Here is a 19,613-nt window from a genome sequence, read left to right as displayed (position 1 = left end):
TCCATATTTTATGATCGGGTTTCTCTTCTTGTTCGGCATGTTCGGCGGAAGTCTTGTTTATTATTGGATCACGGGCGATCAGATACCGGAAGTCGGACTGCTGAAAGACGAAAGCGGGGAGTATATGAGCCCTCCCTATTCGCCGATTGAATTCCCTCCGCTGGGGACTGATAACTTCGGGCACAACGTCTTCTATTTGATGCTGGCTGGGGCCAAATACACAATCGGTGCCGCCATGATCATTGCCTTCATGAGGGTCATTCCATCTGTGCTGATCGGCCTGGGGATCCATTTTTATTTGAATAAAATCAAGCGGGTGCTGGCTTCAATCGTGGATGCTTCCAACTATTTTCCGACGACCCTTTTGGCGTTTCTGCTGATGAACTGGGTGATGTTTGATGGCCCGCTTATGAACCCGGATAATTTTCCGTATTCCTTTCAGGACAAAGTCGTCATTTACATAGTGATTCTGGTGGCCATCTCGATTCCATCCGTTTCGCTATTGTTTGCCAATGAAATAGAGACCGTCATGAAAAAAGAGTTCATTCAAAGTTCGAGAGTGCTGGGTGCCCAGAAGTTTCACTTCATCAGGAATCATATCCGCCCGTTTATCGTTCCGCAGATTTACCTTGTCTTAATCAGGGAGTTCATCGCCTCCATGCTGCTGATCTCTCATTTGGGGGTGCTCGGAATCTTCATCGGCGGCAACAAGTTAGCGCAGGATGTATTCAACAACCCAAATTTTGTTTCGTTATCCCACGAATGGTCAGGTTCACTTGGTTCGTGGTGGGAATTCCTGTGGACGACTTATCCTTGGATCGCCTTCATTCCCGTCGTTTTCTTTACACTGACTATTTTGGCAGGAAAGTCCATGTTAGTGGGTTTAACGAAGGAACTTGAAAAAAACCATGCACCTCAACAGCCTGTCAAGGAGAAGGAAATAGGGGTTACCTCTGATGAGAACCTGTTCGAATTTGCTAGGGGAGAAAAGATATCGTAAAAAGGATTCTGCGTCACATTAACGCTTTAACGCATGTGGGGACTGTCCCCTGTTACGCTGACGTGGTAACGCTTTATTGCACCTGGGGACTGTCCCCACTTCTATTAACGTGCTAACGCATTAACGCGCTGGGGGACTGTCCCCCAGCGCGTTATTTCATCTTAAAATTTCATCTACAGCACGCTCCGCCGATCGAAGCGCACCTTCCAGATGGCCGCCAAATTCAGGCGAGGTTTCGGTCCCTGCAAAGATGATTTTCTTGCCCCAGATACCTGTATTTACAGGCTCGTCATAGGCTGGAAAGCTGGTCAGCGGCTGAAGATCACTTTCAACCGCTGTTTCTGCATCGATTGACCAATCCTTGTATAGCAGGGAGATCGGTTCTGCTGCAGAAGGACCAAAAAGGCGCTCTAACTGACTAACTGCCAACGCGCGAACCTTATCCTCCCCGAGGGCTTGGCGTTCTTTAGCAGGCATTCCAAAGAAACCAAAGAGCGCCCCATATCCATTTTCAGGGGAAGCATCATGAATTTCCTGCAGAGGCCCTGTCCAGCTCATCACCTGGCCGGAAAGCCCTTCTTCGCGCCAAAAAGGACGCTCATAAACTGCCAGAACCTTGGCTTGACCGGCCATCCATGTCGGCTTGTTTTTCAAACTTGCCAATAGCTCCTCTGGAAGTACAGGTGCGAAGTCAATTTGCTCCGCAGCAATCCGTGGAGGCAGCGCAAAGATGATAGCTCCCGCACGTATTATTTCCTTCTCACCATTCGAGTGTTCAGCTTTGACCGTGAGCACACCATCATCATCCATCGAAACGGCTTTTACCCGCGTGTCCAATTGAATTAAGTCCTCGGGAAGAGTCGCCAATATTGCTTCAGTAAGAGACTGAATACCACCGGCCAGTCGAACAGATCTCACAATAGCTCCTTCGGGCAGCAAGTGCCTCTGAGCTGGCCCCTGCTTGGACTGCTCAAGAAGAACCGCTCCCTGTGTATGCTGTTCGATTGTTTCCAACCCTAACTCCCTGACAATAGTGGAGATGACTGGTTCGTGTTCAGGCCAAAACCAGGTCGGCCCCAAGTCGAAGCGGCCAATTTCCGGCCTGTCCTTGACCTCCGTGCTGAGGACTCTTCCCCCGGTACGGTCCCGCGCCTCGAGAACCCTGCATTCGATTCCCTTTGAAATCAGAAGGGATGCCGTATGAAGGCCGCTCACGCCGGCTCCGATTATGATAATGGGATCCTTCATATATATAACTCCAATCTTTGCAAACTATTTTTCCAATCCAGCCACTCCGAAGCCCCCGGCACCGGAATGAGTCGATATCATGCCGCCTGCTTGGATCCAGCGGACATTCTTGAATCCATCCTTCTTAGCAAGCTCGTCCATCTTCTGCTTGACCCCTTCATCAAGCCCGATTGAATAGATAAAATATAACTGCTTTCTATCAATGTTGAATTCATTGAGATAATCCCTGAAGAGTTTTTCAGCTGCTCCGCTCATTTTTCCCCGATATTTCTTTGTCGAAACAAGCTTTCCGTCCTTTAACTCTATGCATGGTTTTATCTTCATCAATGTTCCTATAAGTGACGCCATATTGCTTACACGGCCTCCCGCTCTTAGAAACTCCAAGCTGCCAGGGATGAAGGCCAGTCTTGATTTCGGTACGATGGCTTCGATTTTTTCCACTAAACGGACCGGCTCTATATCCGGCTCTTCTTCCAGAAGTTCGGCGGCATAAATAACAACTGCAGCTAAACCGCCTGTAACATTGAGGGCGTCGATGAGATGGATGTCTTCAAATTCTTCTGCTGCAATGACTGCGTTTTGAAAAGAAGAGGACGCTTTTGAGGTATATCCAATATGAACAATGGTGCTATCCGGATTTTCTTTCTTGATGTTTGAAAATAATTCTTGATATTCGTGGGCGTTTGTCGAGGTTGTAGAGGGTATTTTTTTCGTGCGCCCGTAATAGTCATAGATCTCCTGGACAGGCAAAGAACCGTCTAAATAATCTTTTCCTTCCATAATAATGTGCATCGGTACCACTTGAATGTTGTACTTCTCGGCTAAATCAACTGGTAAATCCGCTCCGCTTTCGGTCGATAAAATAATCCTTCTCATATCCCTTCCTCCTTCAAGATTTCACTGAGCGACGATTGCTGCTCTTGTCCTTGTTTGTCTAATTGTCCTACTCTCACTATACAGGAGAAAACAGAACCATGTATGCAATTATGAGCACGTTACTGTATTAACGCGTTAATACATATGGGGACAGTCCCCTGTTACGCTGACGCATTAACGCTTTAACGTATCCGGGGACAGTCCCCTTCGTGAAACTTCTATTAATGGTTCGCTTTCCGGCATCATCGGAACTCCCCTCACCAAATGATGCCCTTATCCAGCCGCTTTTCCGGCATCATCTCCACCCCCTCACCCAATGATGCCCTAATCCCACCACTTTTCCGGCATCATCTTAACTCCCTCAGCCAAATGATGTCCTAATCCCACCACTTTTCCGGCATCATCGGAACTCCCTCCCCAAAATGATGCCCTAATCCCACCACTTTTCCGGCATCATCGGAACTCCCTCCCCAAAATGATGCCCTAATCCCACCACTTTTCCGGCATCATCGGAACTCCCTCAACCAAATGATGCCCTTATCCAGCCGCTTTTCCGGCATCATCGGAACCCCCTCCCCAAAATGATGTCCTAATCCCACCACTTTTCCGGCATCATTTCCACCCACTCCCCCAAATGATGCCCTAATCCAGCCACATCCCCCAACCGAACCACCATCCAACAAACCAAACCAAACAAAAACAGGACGAGGCGTCTTCCGCCTCGTCCTGCTTCTATCTTCTTATTTAAACAAATCCATGAACAGCTCCCAGAACCCTTTCTCTTTCTCAGGCTCGGCTTTCTTGGTTACCTGCTCTTCGACTTCAATGCTTTCCGTCTTGATGACAAACTGGACAGAAGAAACATTTTCATTTTCAGAAGAGACAAAGGATACCGGTTCGAAGTCCGATTTGTCGTATTCGGAAATCATCTTATCGATCTCTTCCTGCATCTGCCCCGGCAGGTCGCTCGTTTCTTTATATAATTGGGCGGTGCCGTCGTGGAGTTCGCCGACCCCGTTCTCTAATTCACTCGTGCCGCCATTCAGCTCCACAATTCCAGAATGCAGTTCGCTGTAGGATGACGCCAATTTTCCGACTCCATCTGTATAGCTGACCAGGCCGGAATGGAACTCGCCGTACTTGGCGGACAGCGAGGCGATGCCTTTTTGCAACTCTACCAAGCCGCTCATATCTGTTTTGTCGAGAGAAGCAGATAGACTGTCAGCCGTGGTTGTCAGCTGGCCGCTCATCGTATTTACCGAGCTGCTGAGCTCAGTCAGTGTCGGTTCAACCGCTGCAAAAGCTTCCCGTACCTGCGCATATGTCGCTTTCACCTTTTGAGAAGCTGAATAAGAGGCTTTCAGTTTATCGACGACTGCCGGATCCGCTCCGCTCTCAGCCAAACTTGCAAACTCTTCCTCAGAAACCTGCCCCGCTGGAATTTCATTGATCGCTCCATCCAGCGCTCCATAGGCTTGCGAATAGTTTTCCTGCAAAGCCGTTAGCCCGTTTGCAACCTCGTTCAAGCCGCCAGCTAACTGCTTCAGCCCGGCAGGCAGTTCATTCAGGCTTGAAAGGTCCACCTGCGCTGACTTCCCTGAAAGAGATTGGTTGATCTGCGCAAGCGCGTCGCGGATTGAAGCCGAACCATTCACAAGCCCTGCGGAAGATCCGCTCAACTCATTCATCCCATTTTTATATTGTGCCGAACCCTCCTGCAGGCCGGCTGTACCGTCATTCAATTCCGACACGCCGGTTTCCAGTTCGCCTACACCATCATTCAATTCCTTGATGGCATTGGACAGCTCCGACATGTCTCCTGCCATGCTTCCGGTTCCAGTTGGATCGATCGGGAGCGTCGATGGGACCGCGGCAATTTCGACTCCGTTGAATTCGAAGTCTCTGACATTTGCCTCTGCCTTGAGTGTTTTCTCTTCCCCAGGCATCACGGTAAACGTGATTTGCTTGTTCTTCCCGGCATTGGCCACCATTCCGCCAGGTGCTTCAATGCCCTGGTAGGTGTTTGGCATTGCCAGGGACACCTGAAGAAGATAGTTTTCATAGAAGACTCCATCTCCCTCTTCGTTCTCCGCTATTTCAACCGAGATTTCAAGGTGGCCGGTCTTTCCTGCCAGTTCCTCCGGCTTCACTTTTTTACCATCAAGCAGATACGTAACGTTCACATTCCAGGGCAGTTCCGTTTTTTCATCCATGTTTCCCTGATAATAAAATTTTCCTTCCGGGGCTTGGACTTCAATCTTCTGCCCCTCCTGATCGATTTCCGCTAAATCAGTGAGATTCTTGACGCTGCTGTATTTTCCGTAATCCAGGATTTCCCCGGCCTTGTCGACCTCAAGTGTATTCACGACATAGATATTATCCAGATTCCCGCTGGCGTTCAACGTGGCATAGATCACTTCATCTTTTGAAGCGACATTGCCTTCCGTCGCCGCATGCGCAGGCTGGCTAAGAAATGAGGGCAAGAAGACCATCGCAGCGAGAGCAGAGTAACATAATTGTTTTTTTCTCATCATCATTTCTCCTCATAAAAATTTGATTTGTAGGTTGTCTTTTTTATCAATTTATCGAATACGACCAGCATGGCCGGCAGCGCGAACAGCACCATGATGAAGGCAAGCAGCGCGCCCCTTCCCATCAACAGGCCGATCGATCCGACAATCGGGTTGGAGGAAGTGATCCATAGGATGAAGCCGACACTGGATAGAATCGCGGCCGAAATCGAAATCGAGAACGTCTTTTCATCCAGGGTCTTCACAATCGCTTCCCGAGCCGGCATCTCTTTCCGGTTATGATTGTATTCCTCAGTGAAAAGAATCGCGTAATCCACCGTCGCCGCCAGCTGCACCGTGCTGACGATCAAGTATCCGACAAACACTAATGATGTGTCCGTAAAGTACGGGATCGATAAGTTGATCCAGACCGCTGTCTGGATTGTGACCAGCAGCACGACCGGGATCGAAATCGACTTGAAGCTGAACAGCAGGACAAGCGCGATCGTCACGACCGTCAACACATTTACGACAACATTATCTTTATTGACTGTATTTTTAATATCATAGAGGGTCACACTTTCACCCAATGCGAGCGCCTCATCTCCATAATAATCCTGTGCGGCACCTTCTACATTTTCAACAATGCTGAAAGGAATATCCCCTTCAGTTCCCTGGTTTGTATTGATGATGATCCGGCTATAGTTTTCAGAGTAAAACTGCTCTGTCACCGATTCATCCAGGTATTCAGGCGGGATTTCAGCACCGACCTGATTTGCGTAAGCCATGACGCCTGTGACATAATCCATTCCTTCGATTTCCTCGACGAGCTCCGACTCTTTCGCCGCATCCCCTTTAGGGACCAGCAGCACAATCGAAGTCGTTTCGCCAAACGCTTCATTGACGAGCTTCGCGTCACTTCCCACACGTGTATCTTCAGGCTGCGTGCCTGTTCCATAGATGAACGACGTATTGGTCTGTGCCAGGAATGCAGGGACAATGATCGCAATGACAAGGATCAAGCTCGGAAACTTCAGCTTCATCACTTTATTTCCGATACCCTTGAAGCTCGGCACAAAGTTCTTATGCTTGGTTTTATCCATCCATTTATAAAGAACAAGCGTCAACGCGGGCAGGAATACCATGACACTGATGAAGCTCAGAATGATCCCTTTTACAAGGTTCAAGCCAAGATCCGACCCGATTTCAAACTTCATGAATGTCAGCGCCATGAATCCGAAGAATGTCGTCGCGGCACTTGCCATAATCGCCGGGAAGGACTTCTTCATCGCCAGTTCCATCGCTTCTTCCGGACTGCTCGTGGTTTTCCTGTAATCTGAGAAACTATGAAGCAGGAACACTGCATAATCCAGCGAAACCGCCAGCTGTAAAATAGGCGCGACAGACTGGGTGACGAACGAAACTTCCCCGATAAAAATGTTCGTTCCCAAGTTGATCAGGACCGACACCCCGATCGCTGTCAGGAAAAACAGCGGCTCCACCCATGATGTCGTGGAAACAACCAGGATCAGGATGATGATCGGCACCAATAACATGGCAGCGAACATGGATTCCGAGCCAGCCATCTTCTGAGAGCTGGCTGTGTTGATCGCTTCTCCTGCAATTGCCCCTTCCTCTCCGATCAGTTCATAAACCGCATCGGTGGCTTTTACTTCCTCGCCGCTCCGGACACTGATTGAGAAAAGAGCATTGCCTTCTTTATAATAATTTTCCACCGTCTCTTCATCCGCAATTTCGAGCGGCTTCTTCAAATCGACCATATCGTCAAGCCACATCACACTTGAAACCCCGTCAATGTCTTCTAATTGTTTTTTATAATCGAGGGCTTCCTGTATGGTGACATCGGTGACCATGACCCGGGTATCCGGCACATCACCGGTGAACTCCTCTTCCATGATGTCCATCGCCTGTGTCGACTGGGCATCTTCCGGTAAGTAATCAACCATGTTGTAATTGACCTGTACAAAGAACTGCGCAGCTGTCGAGAGCACCGTAATAAGGACGAAGGCAATCAGAACAGCTTTTTTATGTTTGATGATCCGCGATGCTATATTAATGATTTTTCATCCTCTCTTGTCACTTTCCGATTTACACTATATCATTATATTAAACACCGTGTTGGATATTCAACAAACAGTTGCGTATATTATGTACATTACACAACATTTTTAAAAAATATGTTGGTTAACTTTGTGAATAGATTGTGAAAGAAAGGATCATGAAATATGAGTTCAAAAATGGATCGAAGAAAGCAATACACGAGGATGGTTTTAAAGAAGAGCTTGATGGAACTTCTGCAGGAAAAATCCATTTCCAGCATCACCATCAAGGAAATCTGTGAAAAAGCGGACATCAACCGCTCCACCTACTATGCTCATTTTGCGAATCAATACGAGCTGCTCAATTCAATAGAAGAAGAATTCATCGAGGACCTTGTCGGAACGCTCACTCAGTACAACATGGCCAAAGAAGACGGTTCCCTTCAGATGACGGAAAAATTCTTTGAGTTCATTGCCGAAAACAGTGAAGTCTGCGAGACCCTCCTGAGCGAAAATACCGATATCCACTTTCAAAAAAAGGGCATGATGATCACCCGCCAGTATATCTTCAAAGACTGGATCACCGATATGAAAATGGACGAGGAAACCTATGAATACATCAACCTCTTCATCGTCAGCGGCAGCATCTATGTGACAAAGAACTGGCTCGAAAACGGCCAGAACAAGACCCCCAAGGAAATGGCGGAAATCCTTAATAATTTTATTAATAAAGGACTGTCGAATATGCGATAGATGCGGCCAGCTTTATAAAAAAGTCCCTGGCAGTCATGCAGCCAGGGACTTTGGTTTAGGTTTCGTTTAATAAAGAGGAGTTGGAGCTTACTCAGGCCTGTTTTGGTTTGTTTCTTTTGATTCATTCCCTTGAAACATAGCTTGCAGGCATTTTAGGGTGCGGTTACTCTAGATAAGGTCTCTGAAAACACCCCTCAAGACACTTTTAGACGGAATTCTGCTCCAACATGTCCTTGAAATCCACTCTCAAGACACTTTCGGACGGAATTCTGCTCGATCATGTCCTTGAAACCTGCTCCCAAGACACTTTTGGACCAGATTCTGCTCAATCATGTCCTTGAAAACCGCTCTCAAGACACTTTTGGAGGGAATTCCGCTCGATCATGTCCTTGAAAACCGCTCCCAAGACACTTTCGGGCGGAATTCCGCTCGGACATGTCCTTGAAACCCGCTCTCAAGACACTTTTGGACGGAATTCCGATCGATCATGTCCTTGAAACCCACTCCCAAGACACTTTTAGACGGAATTCTGCTCGATCATGTCCTTGAAACCCGCTCTCAAGACACTTTCAGACGGAATTCTGCTCAATCATGTCCTTGAAAACCCGCTCTCAAGACACTTTCGAACGGGATTCTGCTCGAACATGTCCTTGAAACCCGCTCCCAAGACACTTTTAGACGAAATTCCGCTCGATCATGTCCTTGAAACTCGCTCTCAAGACACTTTCAGACGGAATTCTGCTCGAACATGTCCTTGAAGCCCGCTCTCAAGACACTTTTAGACGAAATTCCGCTCGATCATGTCCTTGAAACTCGCTCTCAAGACACTTTCGGACGGGATTCCGCTCGATCATGTCCTTGAAAACCGCTCTCAAGACACTTTTGGACGGGATTCCGCTCGAACATGACCTTGAAACCCGCTCTCAAGACACTTTCGAACGGAATTCTGCTTGATCATGTCCGCAAATCCCCCCAAACCCATCAATCCTGCTGAAAGCTTGCCCAGTTTCCGATGTTCTTGATGGTTTTGTACTCAGGCTGCCAAACAGCATCGACTACGGCTTTTTCGACGTTGGTGATGTCCGCTCTGGCGACACCTTCTTCGATGGCCGCCTTTGCGACTGCAACAGCTACCGTGATGGAAACCGGATGCAGTTTTTCAATGGATGGCAGCAGGGATGCTCCCGGTGTCGTGCTGTCGCACATGTCAGCGACCGCATTGGCTGCTGCCGCGAACATGCCTTTTGAGATGACTTCCGCTTTGGAAACGATCGCTCCAAGGCCGAGTCCTGGGAATACGAAGGCATTATTGGACTGGCCGATTTCATAGGAAATCCCATTGTATTCAATGTCTGCAAACGGGCTTCCCGTCGCGATCAATGCCTTTCCGTCCGTCCAGTTGATCAGGTTTGCCGGCACTGCTTCGGCAAGGGCCGTCGGATTGGACATCGGCATGATGATCGGGCGCTCAACGTGTTTCGCCATTTCTTTTACGATTTCCTCCGTGAACGCTCCTGCCTGTCCCGATGTACCGATGAGGATGGTCGGCTTCACTTTTTTGATGACTTCCATCAAGGAGATGATTCCATCTTCATCACGGTCCCAGTCTTGGACTTCATCTGATGCCCTGACATACGGCTTCTGGAATTTCAGTACATCCTCCGCTTCATCTGTCAGGAGGCCGCGGTAGTCGATCGCCCAAAAGCGGTCGTTCGCTTCTTCCCTTGTCATTCCTTCAAGCACCATCGCGTCGGCAATCTGATCGGCATTTCCGATTCCGGCAGCTCCCGGCCCGAAGACCACTATGCGCTGGTCCTTCATGGTTTCGCCCGTCACCTTCAACGCAGACATGACCGCAGCAAGGGTGACCGCACCTGTACCCTGGATATCATCATTGAACGTAAGGATCTTGTCACCGTACTTCTCCATGATCATCCTTGCGTTCACATTGCCAAGATCCTCCCAGTGAAGAAGGACTTCAGGGTAAAATCGTCTCGCCGTTTCAATGAACAAATCAATGAAATCATCATACCGGTCCCCGCGGACACGGGCGAACTTGTTTCCGATATAGATCGGATCCGCGACCAGCTCCTGATTGTTCGTCCCCGTATCAAGGACAACCGGCAGGACACGGCTTGGATCAATTCCGGCTGCTGCCGTATAAACCGCAAGCTTCCCGATGGCGATATTGATTCCGCCAACACCCTGGTCACCAATCCCGAGGATGCTTTCGGAGTCCGTCACGACAATTAAATCGATATCATTTTTGGAGTGGCCAAGATTACGAAATGCCTTTTCAATGCCTTCCGGGTCATCGATGGAAAGATACAAACCACCAGGTCGGCGGTAGCTGTGTGAATACGATTGGATCGCTTCACCTACCGTTGGTGTATAGATGATCGGCAGCATTTCCGCCAAGTGTTCTTTCAGGAGTTTGTAGAAAAGAACCACATTCCGGTTGTATAAATCATAAAGCACTCCATTTTTAAACAGGTCCGTCGTCCTCATCGAATACTGCTCATAGACCCTCTTGGCCTGTTCATCAAGCGTGAGGACCTGCGGCGGCAGCAGTCCGTCGAGCCCAAGATCTTCCCTTTCCTCTTTTGTAAAAGCCGTCCCTTTATTCAAGAAAGGATTGGCAAGGACATCTTTTCCCTTTAACGTTGTGATGATCAAATTCTCTGGAGCATTCATGAAATATCCTTCTTTCTATGTTAAAACTTTTTAGTATTCTTATTAATATCTTCTAATTCATCCGATTCTACCATTCATATACCCAAAGTTTCACCAGATAAAAGCAAGCCCTGGACAGCCTGCCTGGTTTTCAGCTCAGTAAAATACGGACCTTTAAGAAATTATGTAATTTAAAAAATCACATCGGGATTTCACCCTTCTGAAGTCCACTCATATAAGATGTCCGGCAGGTTTTCTTCATTGTCATTTCCGCGTCCGATCACCTTAAATCCAAATTTTTCATAAAACCGCTGTGCGTTTTCATTAATCTCAAACGTGTAAAGTGTCAGGCTCCCGCTGGATCTTTCCTTTGCTCTTTGAAGCAGCAGGCCGCCTATCCCGGCACCCTGATAATCCACGTGAATATAAAGCTGGCTGATTTCCGACTCATTGAATGCCATCATCCCGGCCACTTTTCCACCTGCCAGGACCAGCTCGACCTCATGTGTTTCCGGCAGGATATGATTCAGAAAGTAGACATGGCTTTCAAAGCTGTGCAGCTCTTTCCGGCCAAGCGCTCTTTCCTTGCTTTCCCTCCACATTCTGACGGTCTCATCCGCATAATCCGGAGTATAGGTGATTACCTTATATTTGTCTTGATTCATTTACATCCCTCATCCCAGGTTCCTATTTTAACATGGAAATGGCGGAAGGACAGGCCCCTTTCTCCACTGATTCCATAAAAAAACCGCCAATCTTTTCCGGCGGTCCCCTTCTGGTTATTTTCTTTTTATATCACGGATTTTCATCTTACTCTCCGGAAGGCTGGGAATATCGTTCATGCTGAAGCTCAAGTCCTGTTCAGGAACCGTGTAGGTCAATTGATTCACCAAATAATCGACGGTCACCCCGAGAAGATCGAGGGTTATCCATTCTCCCGCACAACGGTGTCCGATATCGTACTCTCCCCCGCCTTGAGGGATAAAATCAAACGGGCTGCCGGACCATGATTCGAACCGGTCAGGATTAAAGGTATCCGGCTGCGTCCACAGCTCCGGATGATGGTTGGTGCCGTACAGGTCCAGAAGTGTCAGGGTGTCTTCTTTAAACAGGTACCCTTTCCACTCGAAATCCTGTTTAACACGGGCTGCCGTGAATGGGAAAAACGGATAGTAGCGGCGCACTTCCTGAATGAAGCGCTGCTGTTCGTCCTTTCCGCCATTCCTCACTTTTTCCGCTTCCTCCGGATAATCATGGACGGCAAGGGCGGTGAAATCCGCATAGACGGAAATCGCTGTGATCGGACGCAGCAGATTCAGAAGTTCCACTGCAACGATGCGGGGCTCAAGAAGCTTCCCTTCTGTATCCTTGTGAAACGAAAATTGGTAAAGCGCCCGCTGTTCATCAAGTTGAACATCTTTGTTCCGCACCCTTTCCACCAAATCCACCAGCCGCTCTTCCGCTTTGGACCTCGACCTTCTTGATTGCCAATGCTTCAGGCTGAAACTCGCCGCACCCTCAAACATATCGCTAAGCTCATCCGTCCACTCATCCAAATGGTCTTTCTCCAGCGGCACCCCCGTCCATTCGAAGGCCGTTTCCGCAAGCATCTTCTTCACTTCATCATAGAAGATGATCTCATCCTCCAGCTCCCACCGTTTGCTATATTCATCCCATTTCCGGGCAAAGATTTCCTGAATTTCACCCAGTGCCTCGTCCGACATCATCGACATGAACATCGCTTTCCGGTTCCGGTGCTCCCCGCCGTCAAGCCCCTGGACACCGCCCACTCCGAACAGGGTTTTCTGAGCAAGCTTAGGCGCTGCATTTTCCCGTTTGAACCGGTCATTATCATAAAAAAGTTCAGCCGCTTCCTTCCCGGTCAAACAGATGGCATCCTCACCCAAAAGGCTCGTTTCAAATATCGGCGAATCGTACTTCTCGCTCCGGTTCATGATGTATAAATACCCTTCCTTAAGAAGGCGGACATTTTCAATAATCCCTTTCTCTTCCGGCATCTGCCTATGTTCTGACATTCTTCTTCCTCCTTCATTCGAAACAGAATCCACTTCCCTTTACCACTATTTGGAGAGAGGAAAACCCCGGCCGGGACGGAGGCGGGACGGAGGGACAGGTTCCGTGTCCCATTTTTTCTTAGAATCCCCGCATTCTGGCCTTCAATTCAAGGACGGGGACGAGGGGACAGGTTCCATGTCCCATTTTTGGTAGATTTCCCTTATTTGTGCCTTCGATACAAGAAAAAGCCCCGGCGGTGTGGACCAGGGACTTAGGTGATTGTTGAGATGGGGGGTTCAAGGCATTTCGGGGGTTGTTTTTTCAGGTTGATGTATTTGAAACGCTGCTTCAAGACACTTTCTGCTTCAGTTTCTTGTGTTGATGTCCTTGAAATCCTTTTTCAAGACACTTTCTGCTTCAGTTTCTCTTGTTCATGTCCTTGAAACCCTTTTTCAAGACACTTTCGGCCCCAGTTTCTCTTGTTGATGTACTTGAAATCCTCTTTCAAGACATTTTCCCCTGCATTTTCTCCTGTTCATGTCCTTGAAACCCTTTTTCAAGACATTTTCCCCTGCATTTTCTCCTGTTCATGTCCTTGAAACCCTCTTTCAAGACACTTTCTGCTGCATTTTCTCCTGTTCATGTCCTTGAAACCCTTTTTCAAGACACTTTCGGCCCCAGTTTCTCTTGTTGATGTACTTGAAATCCTCTTTCAAGACATTTTCCCCTGCATTTTCTCCTGTTCATGTCCTTGAAACCCTCTTTCAAGACACTTTCTGGCCCCAGTTTCCTTGTTGATGTCCTTGAAACCCTCCATCTATTTTTCCATATCCCGGAAGTCAGTTACTCTAACAAAACGACTGCCAATCATGATATAATTTTAAAAAAGAAAGGAGGTATGATGATAATGGAAGAACTATTAAAAAAATTCATGGAGCAGATGAATAACCGTTTTGACCAAGTTGACCAGCGATTCGAAAAAATAGATCAGCGGTTTGACCGAATGGACCAGCGATTCGAAAAAATGGATCAGCGGTTTGACCGAATGGACCAGCGATTCGAAAAAATGGATCAGCGGCTTGACCGAATGGACCAGCGATTCGAAAAAATGGATCAGCGGTTTGACCGAATGGACCAGCGAATGGAAGGATTAGAAAAAGACGTGAAAGAATTAAAAATCGGACAAAACCAGTTGAAGGATAACCTTATCCATGGACTCGGACCCTACTTTGAGCAGATAGAGAAACACATCGATGAAAAGACGGATGGAATCAGAGAAACAATCAAGGGACAGCAAAACGTAATCGATACACTGTCAGCCCGTTCAATCAAACACGAAAGCGAATTGAAAGAGTTTAAACGAATGATCAAAAATCAATAAATGCTTTTTCCCCTTTGCTAAACTCTTAGGTTATTGGCTCTTCAATTGCCTTTTGGGCTTACCAAAAACGACCCTTATTCCAGCATTTCTTGCATCTTTTCGGCAGCTTAAACCCTCTTGTTTAAAAAACTTCTGTTCTTCCACAGTAAACGTGAACCGCTTCCCGCATTCAAAGCATTTTACTAAATAATCACTTGCCGGTGAACCCTTTAATGCTTCTTTTATCTTATCCTGTCTTTGCAGGGCTGCCTGGTTGTCAACCGGATTCTGAAGTTCAAGTATACCAATGGTTTCCCGGATTTCGGTCCTGACTTTTTGATATTCGATCTCTTCCCATAGTTTTAGATAGGGAATAAACGCTTGGTTACCAGATTCCTTGATCTTTTCCAGCATCAAGAGAATCATCTGCCGGTTTCGGTCCTTTAAATAGGCCATCTCAGGAGTTTCTTTTCCCTCTGATAACCAGTCCCTCCATTCATTGATCAATTCGTTGGCATATTGGTCGGATTCTATCAGCCAGCCCCTCTCTGTATAGACAATCATCGGCAGCTTTCCAAAATACTCGATATTGAGGAAGTCATGGTCAATCATCCGTTGTATGAACTAATGATGAATCCAGGGGGACAGCATCACTGCCTGTCCCTGGGGCCATCACCACCGATCCTTCACGCGTACTCACTTAATCTTCTTCAACTCATCCAAAAACGCAGGCTTATTCTTATTTAACTCCTCCAACGCGTCAATGACCTCCATCTGTTTTTCTTTGCCGGCAATCTTTTTGTAGCGATTTATTTTGCGGCATACTTCCTTATACACCCGGCGGTTTGATGCCTCATTTGCTTGGTCAAATAAATACTGCTTATAGATCTGCAGGACATCTTCTTTATACTCTTTTTCCAGCTTCCCGGCATATTGTTCAATATAATATCTTGGTTTATTCCTGACGAATTCCAGCAAAGCCTCCATATCATTCTCTTCTTCTACCAGTTTAAGAAAGACCTGTTCAGCGTATGCTCCTCTGGCTTCCTGCAATTCTTGTTTCAGTTCTGAGTAGAATTGCTCATAATTTTTGGCAGCCAGTTCTTTCAAGTCATAGTAGCAGCTGAATTCTCCGTTAAACAGAAGTTCTCTTCCCAGTCGTTTCTGTTCTTCTTTCATAGAGAGTGACTTATAGGCTTGATAACGGTACTTCTTCCATCGTGACACCAGCCCGGGGTATTGCTGATCCTTCTTTTCACCCTCAAGGCACAGGTCAATCGCCTTCTGGTAACTTCCTTCCTGAAAATATATCTCCAGCAATTGCTCTTTAAAAGAGGGAAGGTGCATGTGCTTCAGGATGAACTGCAAGCCTTCATCAGCGGTCCCGTACTCATCCAGCAGTCTGTATAACAATTGAAGCAGCCTTTCATTATTGTATTCTGAAGAAAAACCATTCGGCTTCTCACTTAAGAAAGTTTCAATTTTATCCCTTAACTGACCTCTATAATCCTCATCATCCGCAAACAGAAAACAACTATTCAGCAGGTCAATCCTGAAATCTTCCCAGTCTTCAAAAATCTTTTTATCCGTATGCTTGAGAAGCTTTGCAGAAATTTTTCTCCTATGGTCCGAGGCCTTATCAAGATTGGAACAGATTTCTTCGAGCATAAACTGTGATTGCGAAATGAGAGAGCCCAGGTCTCCATTCGAATCATCAGCATATTGAAATGCGTTGATGGCTTCATCCATTATCATGAGGGCAATATCGACTCCTGTCACTGGATCCTTTGTACTTCTTGCTGTTTGTAAAATGTCCCCCATTTCCATCGCGAAGCCCCCAGCCTCCCTGGCATGGATAAATCTTTCTCTTCCTTTGTATCTTCTTACGATGGACCGCATCTCTTGTCTGCATAATTTCAGTGCCTCTCCGCTGTCTGCTGCTCCATAGGTCCGCAGCAGCTTGTTCTCCACCCTCTCATCTTTATCAGCTATATCTGAGATTATTTGAATCAACTGTTCTTTTGAAAGTGTGCTTAAAACACTTTCAACCGTCGGCTTGCCGGTCTTATTCTTGTTCTGGCCAGGCGCATTCATCTAAATCCCCCTCACAATCTATAAAGTTACGGAGAGACATGTCCAGTAATTCCAGACTGTCTTCCTCCAATAAAATTGATAGTTTATGTAGACTTTTCTCCTTTTGAAACCATTTTCTCCTTATTTCCACCCATTATAACATGCTATTTCCCAGATTTTTTCACATCAAAAAAACCTGCCACAGGCGAGTTTTCCTTTACTTTATTTAACCACCGGCTTGCCATCCTTATCCAATAACGGGGTGAGCCCTCCGGAGTACCCACTCCAGCTGTACAGATAATGGACCCCCGTCTCGGTGTCTACAATGATTTTATTTCCTGACACCGTACCCTCGACATGAATCTCTTCAAATCTCTTTTCCTTTTTATCTTCATTTTTACCAAACATGCTCTCATCTCCTTTTTATATGTAATAAGCCATCAATACGTCATCCGCATATGTACCGTCTTCATATTTAACCTGGTTCTTCTGCCTGCCTTCTTCCACAAAACCCATGCGAGTGTACAGGTTAAGGGCTCTCTGGTTGCCAGACACGACGCCCAGGCAGATCTTCTCAAGGCCATCCTGCTGTTCAGCCCAGTCCAGCAGATATTCAATAAGCCGGGTGCCGGCCCCTTGATTGGTGTACCCTTCCTTGATTCCCATGCCCATTGCCCCCGCATGATGTAAGCGGCTCATATCATAGCGGAAAAAGACCATAAACCCGACAACCTCACCGTCCGCTTCATAAACCGCATAAAGGTTCCCCTTTTCGCGGCTCGTCCGTATCTTTTCCCTTTCATTTTCACTGTCGTCCTCCAGTTCGTCTGGAGAAGAGATAAAGAATTTTGTTGTTTCTTCTGATAGAATGATTCCTTTTTTAATCTCCAGGATCGCTTCTGCGTCGGTTTCATTTGCCAGACGTATCAATAAGATCCCCCCTGTGTTTTTTTGTGGGAACAATCGCGGTAAAATCAATTGCTTAACCCCTAACTTATATTCTCATTATTCCGAAACCCGCTGCAGGACTCAAGGAAAATAGTAATCCGGTATGATTTTTTACATTGTATAAACGATGCAGGAATATACCTGTATATAGTAGAAAAGATATAGTAACAAGAAATTCATGGACTTTTTTTCACCACAATCATACATAAAGGGGGTTTCGATTCATGGTGAAAAAAGCAGGTCTGATGATGGTTCTTTTGCTGCTTTTAAGTGGATGCCGTATAGAGATGGATTTAAACGGGGTATCTTCCCCGCGGCCAATGGCTCAGGCTGATGGGCAGACCAGCACTCCGAATGACAAGATTAAAAAAGAACCGGTAAGTGTGTTTCTGAATGGGGATGTTGTATATAAAGAGAAGCAAATCACCCTGAAGCTGGAAACGGCATTGCCGAAGGGAACGATTTTGAACATCATATTACGGGAGTATCCAAAGGACGCATCCTTAAGAGGGATCGCTGACGAGAGTGTCCAGCCTGTCGAGACCCCGGTTTATGAAGGGACCGTTGAAGCCAATTCCAAAAATATCGTCCTGCCGGTAGAGCGGGATGTGGAACAGATTTACAACCTGTCAGTTGAATTCAGGCCGGAGATACAAACTGATGAACTGAAAGAAATATACGGTGAACGAGGCGAAGAGATCGTCATCGCCAAGAACCTTAACCGCTATGAATACGAAGGCAAGACCATGATCGGGGCCGAGGCATCCAGTTATATCGGATTTCCGCCCGGATCAGGCTGGCTTGAGTAACAAAAAAGCTGAAGCTCCTATGGGAACTTCAGCTTTTTTGTGCATTTATGATTTCCGGTGCAGCTTCACCCTCTGACTCACCAGATACCCCGCAGCGAGAATAAAGAAAATAATCAACAGGCCCGTAAAGCCCTTGGTGAAACCGATCCGCTCTATCGCAAATCCGAATAACGGAAAGCTGATCATGATGACGAAGCTTTCCAACAACCCGATAAGCGAAAGGAAAGTGGACCTGATAGTGCTTTTTAAAAATTGCTGAACAAACGAGCTGAAGATCGGTTCAAACAGGCTCAGCAGCTGTGCCAGGAAAAGAAACGATAACAGAATCGCCCAGTCACTGGCAAAGATGAAAAGGACAAAGAATAGAAGAAACATGCCCAATCCATAGTATAAGATATTGAAAAACTTGAATCGTCTTTCCACCCTGTATGCAATCTTCGCCATTGCCACTCCCAGGAGCCCCTCGATTGTAAATACCGCTCCGACCACCACAGGAGAGTATCCCAGCTGAATGAAGTATTCCTGCCCGTAGAACACAATGATCACCATGACCGCACTCGCTAAAATAAACAGGACGACAGGCTGGTGAATGACCGAATTCCGCCTCCAGACATCAATCCCCAGCTTGAATTGGTGAACCCATTGGTGATACCAGCGCCCCGTTACCTCTTCGGGCTTTTCCCGGTCCGGTTCCTTCATGAATAGGAGCGGAATGATCGCAAGGACATGGGTGATAATCGTTGAACCATATACCCATTCCCAGCTGATATCGGCCATGAAGCCGCCAAGAAATTTGGCAAGGCTCAACGACAACAAACTGAGGGCCGTCATGCTGCCGATGACCCTCGTATAATCTTTCTCACGATTTTGATTCTTCAACGTGTCATAAGCAAATGCCTGCTCGGCTCCCGAATGGAAGGTGACCAGGAGCCCCATCGATAAAAATGCCAAAGTAAACATGGAGAATGTGCCGCTGATCAGCATAAACAACCCATAAAGGAGACTGAAGACATTTCCGATCACCAGGCTGACCTTTCTTCCATACAAATCTGCCACCATGCCGGTCGGCACCTCGAAAAGCACGATCGCCAAGTGAAGAAAAGCTTCCAAAATGCCGATTTCGCCGAAGGTAAGCCCCTTGTCGCCCAGATAGATGACCCACAACGCCCGGTCAAAAAATAACTGCGCAAAAAATATATAAAAATAAAGCAAGTAAATATTATTCTGTCTTAAAGCCATTGAAATACGTCCCTTCTTAAACATAAAAGTAAAAAACCACAGGGAGAT

At 46.9% G+C, this 19,613-nt stretch carries 16 protein-coding genes; 4 read left to right on the top strand and 12 right to left on the bottom strand.

The genetic code is table 11. From position 1 onward, the window contains the following. Positions 1–10: 10 nt before the first annotated feature. Entirely contained in the window at positions 11–1,000 is a 990-nt protein-coding gene (locus D3H55_RS15250; protein WP_240628599.1) for an ABC transporter permease subunit, read from the top strand. Between the two features lie 156 nt (positions 1,001–1,156). Here the strand turns inward: D3H55_RS15250 and D3H55_RS15245 are convergent, their stop codons facing one another. The 4 genes from D3H55_RS15245 to D3H55_RS15230 all read right to left on the bottom strand — a co-directional run bounded on the left by D3H55_RS15245 (position 1,157) and on the right by D3H55_RS15230 (position 7,715). Further along, entirely contained in the window at positions 1,157–2,248 is a 1,092-nt protein-coding gene (locus D3H55_RS15245; RefSeq protein WP_119548182.1) for a flavin monoamine oxidase family protein, read from the bottom strand. A gap of 24 nt (positions 2,249–2,272) precedes the next feature. After that, positions 2,273–3,124, bottom strand: a complete 852-nt coding sequence (locus D3H55_RS15240; RefSeq protein ID WP_119548180.1) for a DegV family protein — start codon at positions 3,122–3,124, stop codon at positions 2,273–2,275. 740 nt (positions 3,125–3,864) lie between these two features. After that, the gene (locus D3H55_RS15235; protein WP_338067952.1) at positions 3,865–5,655 is read right to left on the bottom strand and encodes a YhgE/Pip domain-containing protein; all 1,791 of its coding nucleotides are present in this window, start codon (positions 5,653–5,655) and stop codon (positions 3,865–3,867) included. Positions 5,656–5,657: 2 nt separating this feature from the next. Next, positions 5,658–7,715, bottom strand: a complete 2,058-nt coding sequence (locus D3H55_RS15230) for an efflux RND transporter permease subunit (protein ID WP_205685495.1) — start codon at positions 7,713–7,715, stop codon at positions 5,658–5,660. A gap of 177 nt (positions 7,716–7,892) precedes the next feature. Between D3H55_RS15230 and D3H55_RS15225 the strand changes: the two genes are divergently transcribed. Next, on the top strand, positions 7,893–8,447 hold the full coding sequence (locus D3H55_RS15225) for a TetR/AcrR family transcriptional regulator (protein WP_338067951.1): 555 nt from the start codon (positions 7,893–7,895) through the stop codon (positions 8,445–8,447). Positions 8,448–9,428: 981 nt separating this feature from the next. Here D3H55_RS15225 and D3H55_RS15220 read toward each other — a convergent pair. The 3 genes from D3H55_RS15220 to cypC all read right to left on the bottom strand — a co-directional run bounded on the left by D3H55_RS15220 (position 9,429) and on the right by cypC (position 13,156). Continuing rightward, positions 9,429–11,141, bottom strand: a complete 1,713-nt coding sequence (locus tag D3H55_RS15220) for an NAD-dependent malic enzyme (RefSeq protein WP_119548172.1) — start codon at positions 11,139–11,141, stop codon at positions 9,429–9,431. A 191-nt stretch (positions 11,142–11,332) separates the two neighbouring features. Next, positions 11,333–11,785 (bottom strand): GNAT family N-acetyltransferase, encoded by a 453-nt coding sequence (locus D3H55_RS15215; protein ID WP_119548170.1) that lies wholly within the window; start codon positions 11,783–11,785, stop codon positions 11,333–11,335. 114 nt (positions 11,786–11,899) lie between these two features. Beyond that, positions 11,900–13,156 carry a CYP152 family fatty-acid peroxygenase CypC gene (gene cypC / locus D3H55_RS15210; protein WP_119548168.1) on the bottom strand — a complete coding sequence of 419 codons (1,257 nt, stop codon included), beginning with the start codon at positions 13,154–13,156 and terminating at the stop codon, positions 11,900–11,902. Between the two features lie 887 nt (positions 13,157–14,043). On the opposite strand from cypC, the gene D3H55_RS15205 reads away from it, so the two are divergent. Next, positions 14,044–14,517, top strand: coding sequence for a hypothetical protein (locus tag D3H55_RS15205; RefSeq protein WP_119548166.1), 474 nt, complete (start codon positions 14,044–14,046; stop codon positions 14,515–14,517). 30 nt (positions 14,518–14,547) lie between these two features. On the opposite strand, the gene D3H55_RS25000 is transcribed toward D3H55_RS15205, so the two are convergent. The 4 genes from D3H55_RS25000 to D3H55_RS15185 all read right to left on the bottom strand — a co-directional run bounded on the left by D3H55_RS25000 (position 14,548) and on the right by D3H55_RS15185 (position 17,499). Further along, the gene (locus D3H55_RS25000; RefSeq protein ID WP_240628598.1) at positions 14,548–15,108 is read right to left on the bottom strand and encodes a zinc-ribbon domain-containing protein; all 561 of its coding nucleotides are present in this window, start codon (positions 15,106–15,108) and stop codon (positions 14,548–14,550) included. 84 nt (positions 15,109–15,192) lie between these two features. Continuing rightward, the gene (locus D3H55_RS15195) at positions 15,193–16,590 is read right to left on the bottom strand and encodes a hypothetical protein (RefSeq protein WP_119548164.1); all 1,398 of its coding nucleotides are present in this window, start codon (positions 16,588–16,590) and stop codon (positions 15,193–15,195) included. 201 nt (positions 16,591–16,791) lie between these two features. After that, entirely contained in the window at positions 16,792–16,977 is a 186-nt protein-coding gene (locus tag D3H55_RS15190; protein WP_119548163.1) for a DUF6440 family protein, read from the bottom strand. Positions 16,978–16,992: 15 nt separating this feature from the next. Next, entirely contained in the window at positions 16,993–17,499 is a 507-nt protein-coding gene (locus D3H55_RS15185) for a GNAT family N-acetyltransferase (protein ID WP_119548161.1), read from the bottom strand. Positions 17,500–17,741: 242 nt separating this feature from the next. Here D3H55_RS15185 and D3H55_RS15180 point away from each other — a divergent pair, with 242 nt between their 5' ends. Beyond that, the gene (locus D3H55_RS15180; RefSeq protein ID WP_119548159.1) at positions 17,742–18,326 is read left to right on the top strand and encodes a hypothetical protein; all 585 of its coding nucleotides are present in this window, start codon (positions 17,742–17,744) and stop codon (positions 18,324–18,326) included. Positions 18,327–18,371: 45 nt separating this feature from the next. On the opposite strand, the gene D3H55_RS15175 is transcribed toward D3H55_RS15180, so the two are convergent. After that, on the bottom strand, positions 18,372–19,613 hold a 1,242-nt coding region (locus D3H55_RS15175), incomplete at its 5' end, for an MFS transporter (protein ID WP_338067950.1).

The sequence above is a fragment of the Bacillus salacetis genome (assembly GCF_003581585.1).
In the GTDB taxonomy this organism is placed as follows: domain Bacteria; phylum Bacillota; class Bacilli; order Bacillales; family Bacillaceae_B; genus Rossellomorea; species Rossellomorea salacetis.
Note: the sequence above shows the minus strand (reverse complement) of the source record. Positions and strands in the feature narration are given on the sequence as shown.

What these genes read in the sequence shown, in the direction of transcription:
- D3H55_RS15180 (WP_119548159.1), top strand. Translation starts at nt 17,742, where the DNA reads ATGGTGAAAAAAGCAGGTCTGATGATGGTTCTTTTGCTGCTTTTAAGT.
- D3H55_RS15205 (WP_119548166.1), top strand. Translation starts at nt 14,044, where the DNA reads ATGGAAGAACTATTAAAAAAATTCATGGAGCAGATGAATAACCGTTTT.
- cypC (WP_119548168.1), bottom strand. Translation starts at nt 13,156, where the DNA reads ATGTCAGAACATAGGCAGATGCCGGAAGAGAAAGGGATTATTGAAAAT.
- D3H55_RS15245 (WP_119548182.1), bottom strand. Translation starts at nt 2,248, where the DNA reads ATGAAGGATCCCATTATCATAATCGGAGCCGGCGTGAGCGGCCTTCAT.
- D3H55_RS15240 (WP_119548180.1), bottom strand. Translation starts at nt 3,124, where the DNA reads ATGAGAAGGATTATTTTATCGACCGAAAGCGGAGCGGATTTACCAGTT.
- D3H55_RS25000 (WP_240628598.1), bottom strand. Translation starts at nt 15,108, where the DNA reads ATGATTGACCATGACTTCCTCAATATCGAGTATTTTGGAAAGCTGCCG.
- D3H55_RS15195 (WP_119548164.1), bottom strand. Translation starts at nt 16,590, where the DNA reads ATGAATGCGCCTGGCCAGAACAAGAATAAGACCGGCAAGCCGACGGTT.
- D3H55_RS15235 (WP_338067952.1), bottom strand. Translation starts at nt 5,655, where the DNA reads ATGAGAAAAAAACAATTATGTTACTCTGCTCTCGCTGCGATGGTCTTC.
- D3H55_RS15225 (WP_338067951.1), top strand. Translation starts at nt 7,893, where the DNA reads ATGGATCGAAGAAAGCAATACACGAGGATGGTTTTAAAGAAGAGCTTG.
- D3H55_RS15190 (WP_119548163.1), bottom strand. Translation starts at nt 16,977, where the DNA reads ATGTTTGGTAAAAATGAAGATAAAAAGGAAAAGAGATTTGAAGAGATT.
- D3H55_RS15250 (WP_240628599.1), top strand. Translation starts at nt 11, where the DNA reads ATGATCGGGTTTCTCTTCTTGTTCGGCATGTTCGGCGGAAGTCTTGTT.
- D3H55_RS15215 (WP_119548170.1), bottom strand. Translation starts at nt 11,785, where the DNA reads ATGAATCAAGACAAATATAAGGTAATCACCTATACTCCGGATTATGCG.
- D3H55_RS15220 (WP_119548172.1), bottom strand. Translation starts at nt 11,141, where the DNA reads ATGAATGCTCCAGAGAATTTGATCATCACAACGTTAAAGGGAAAAGAT.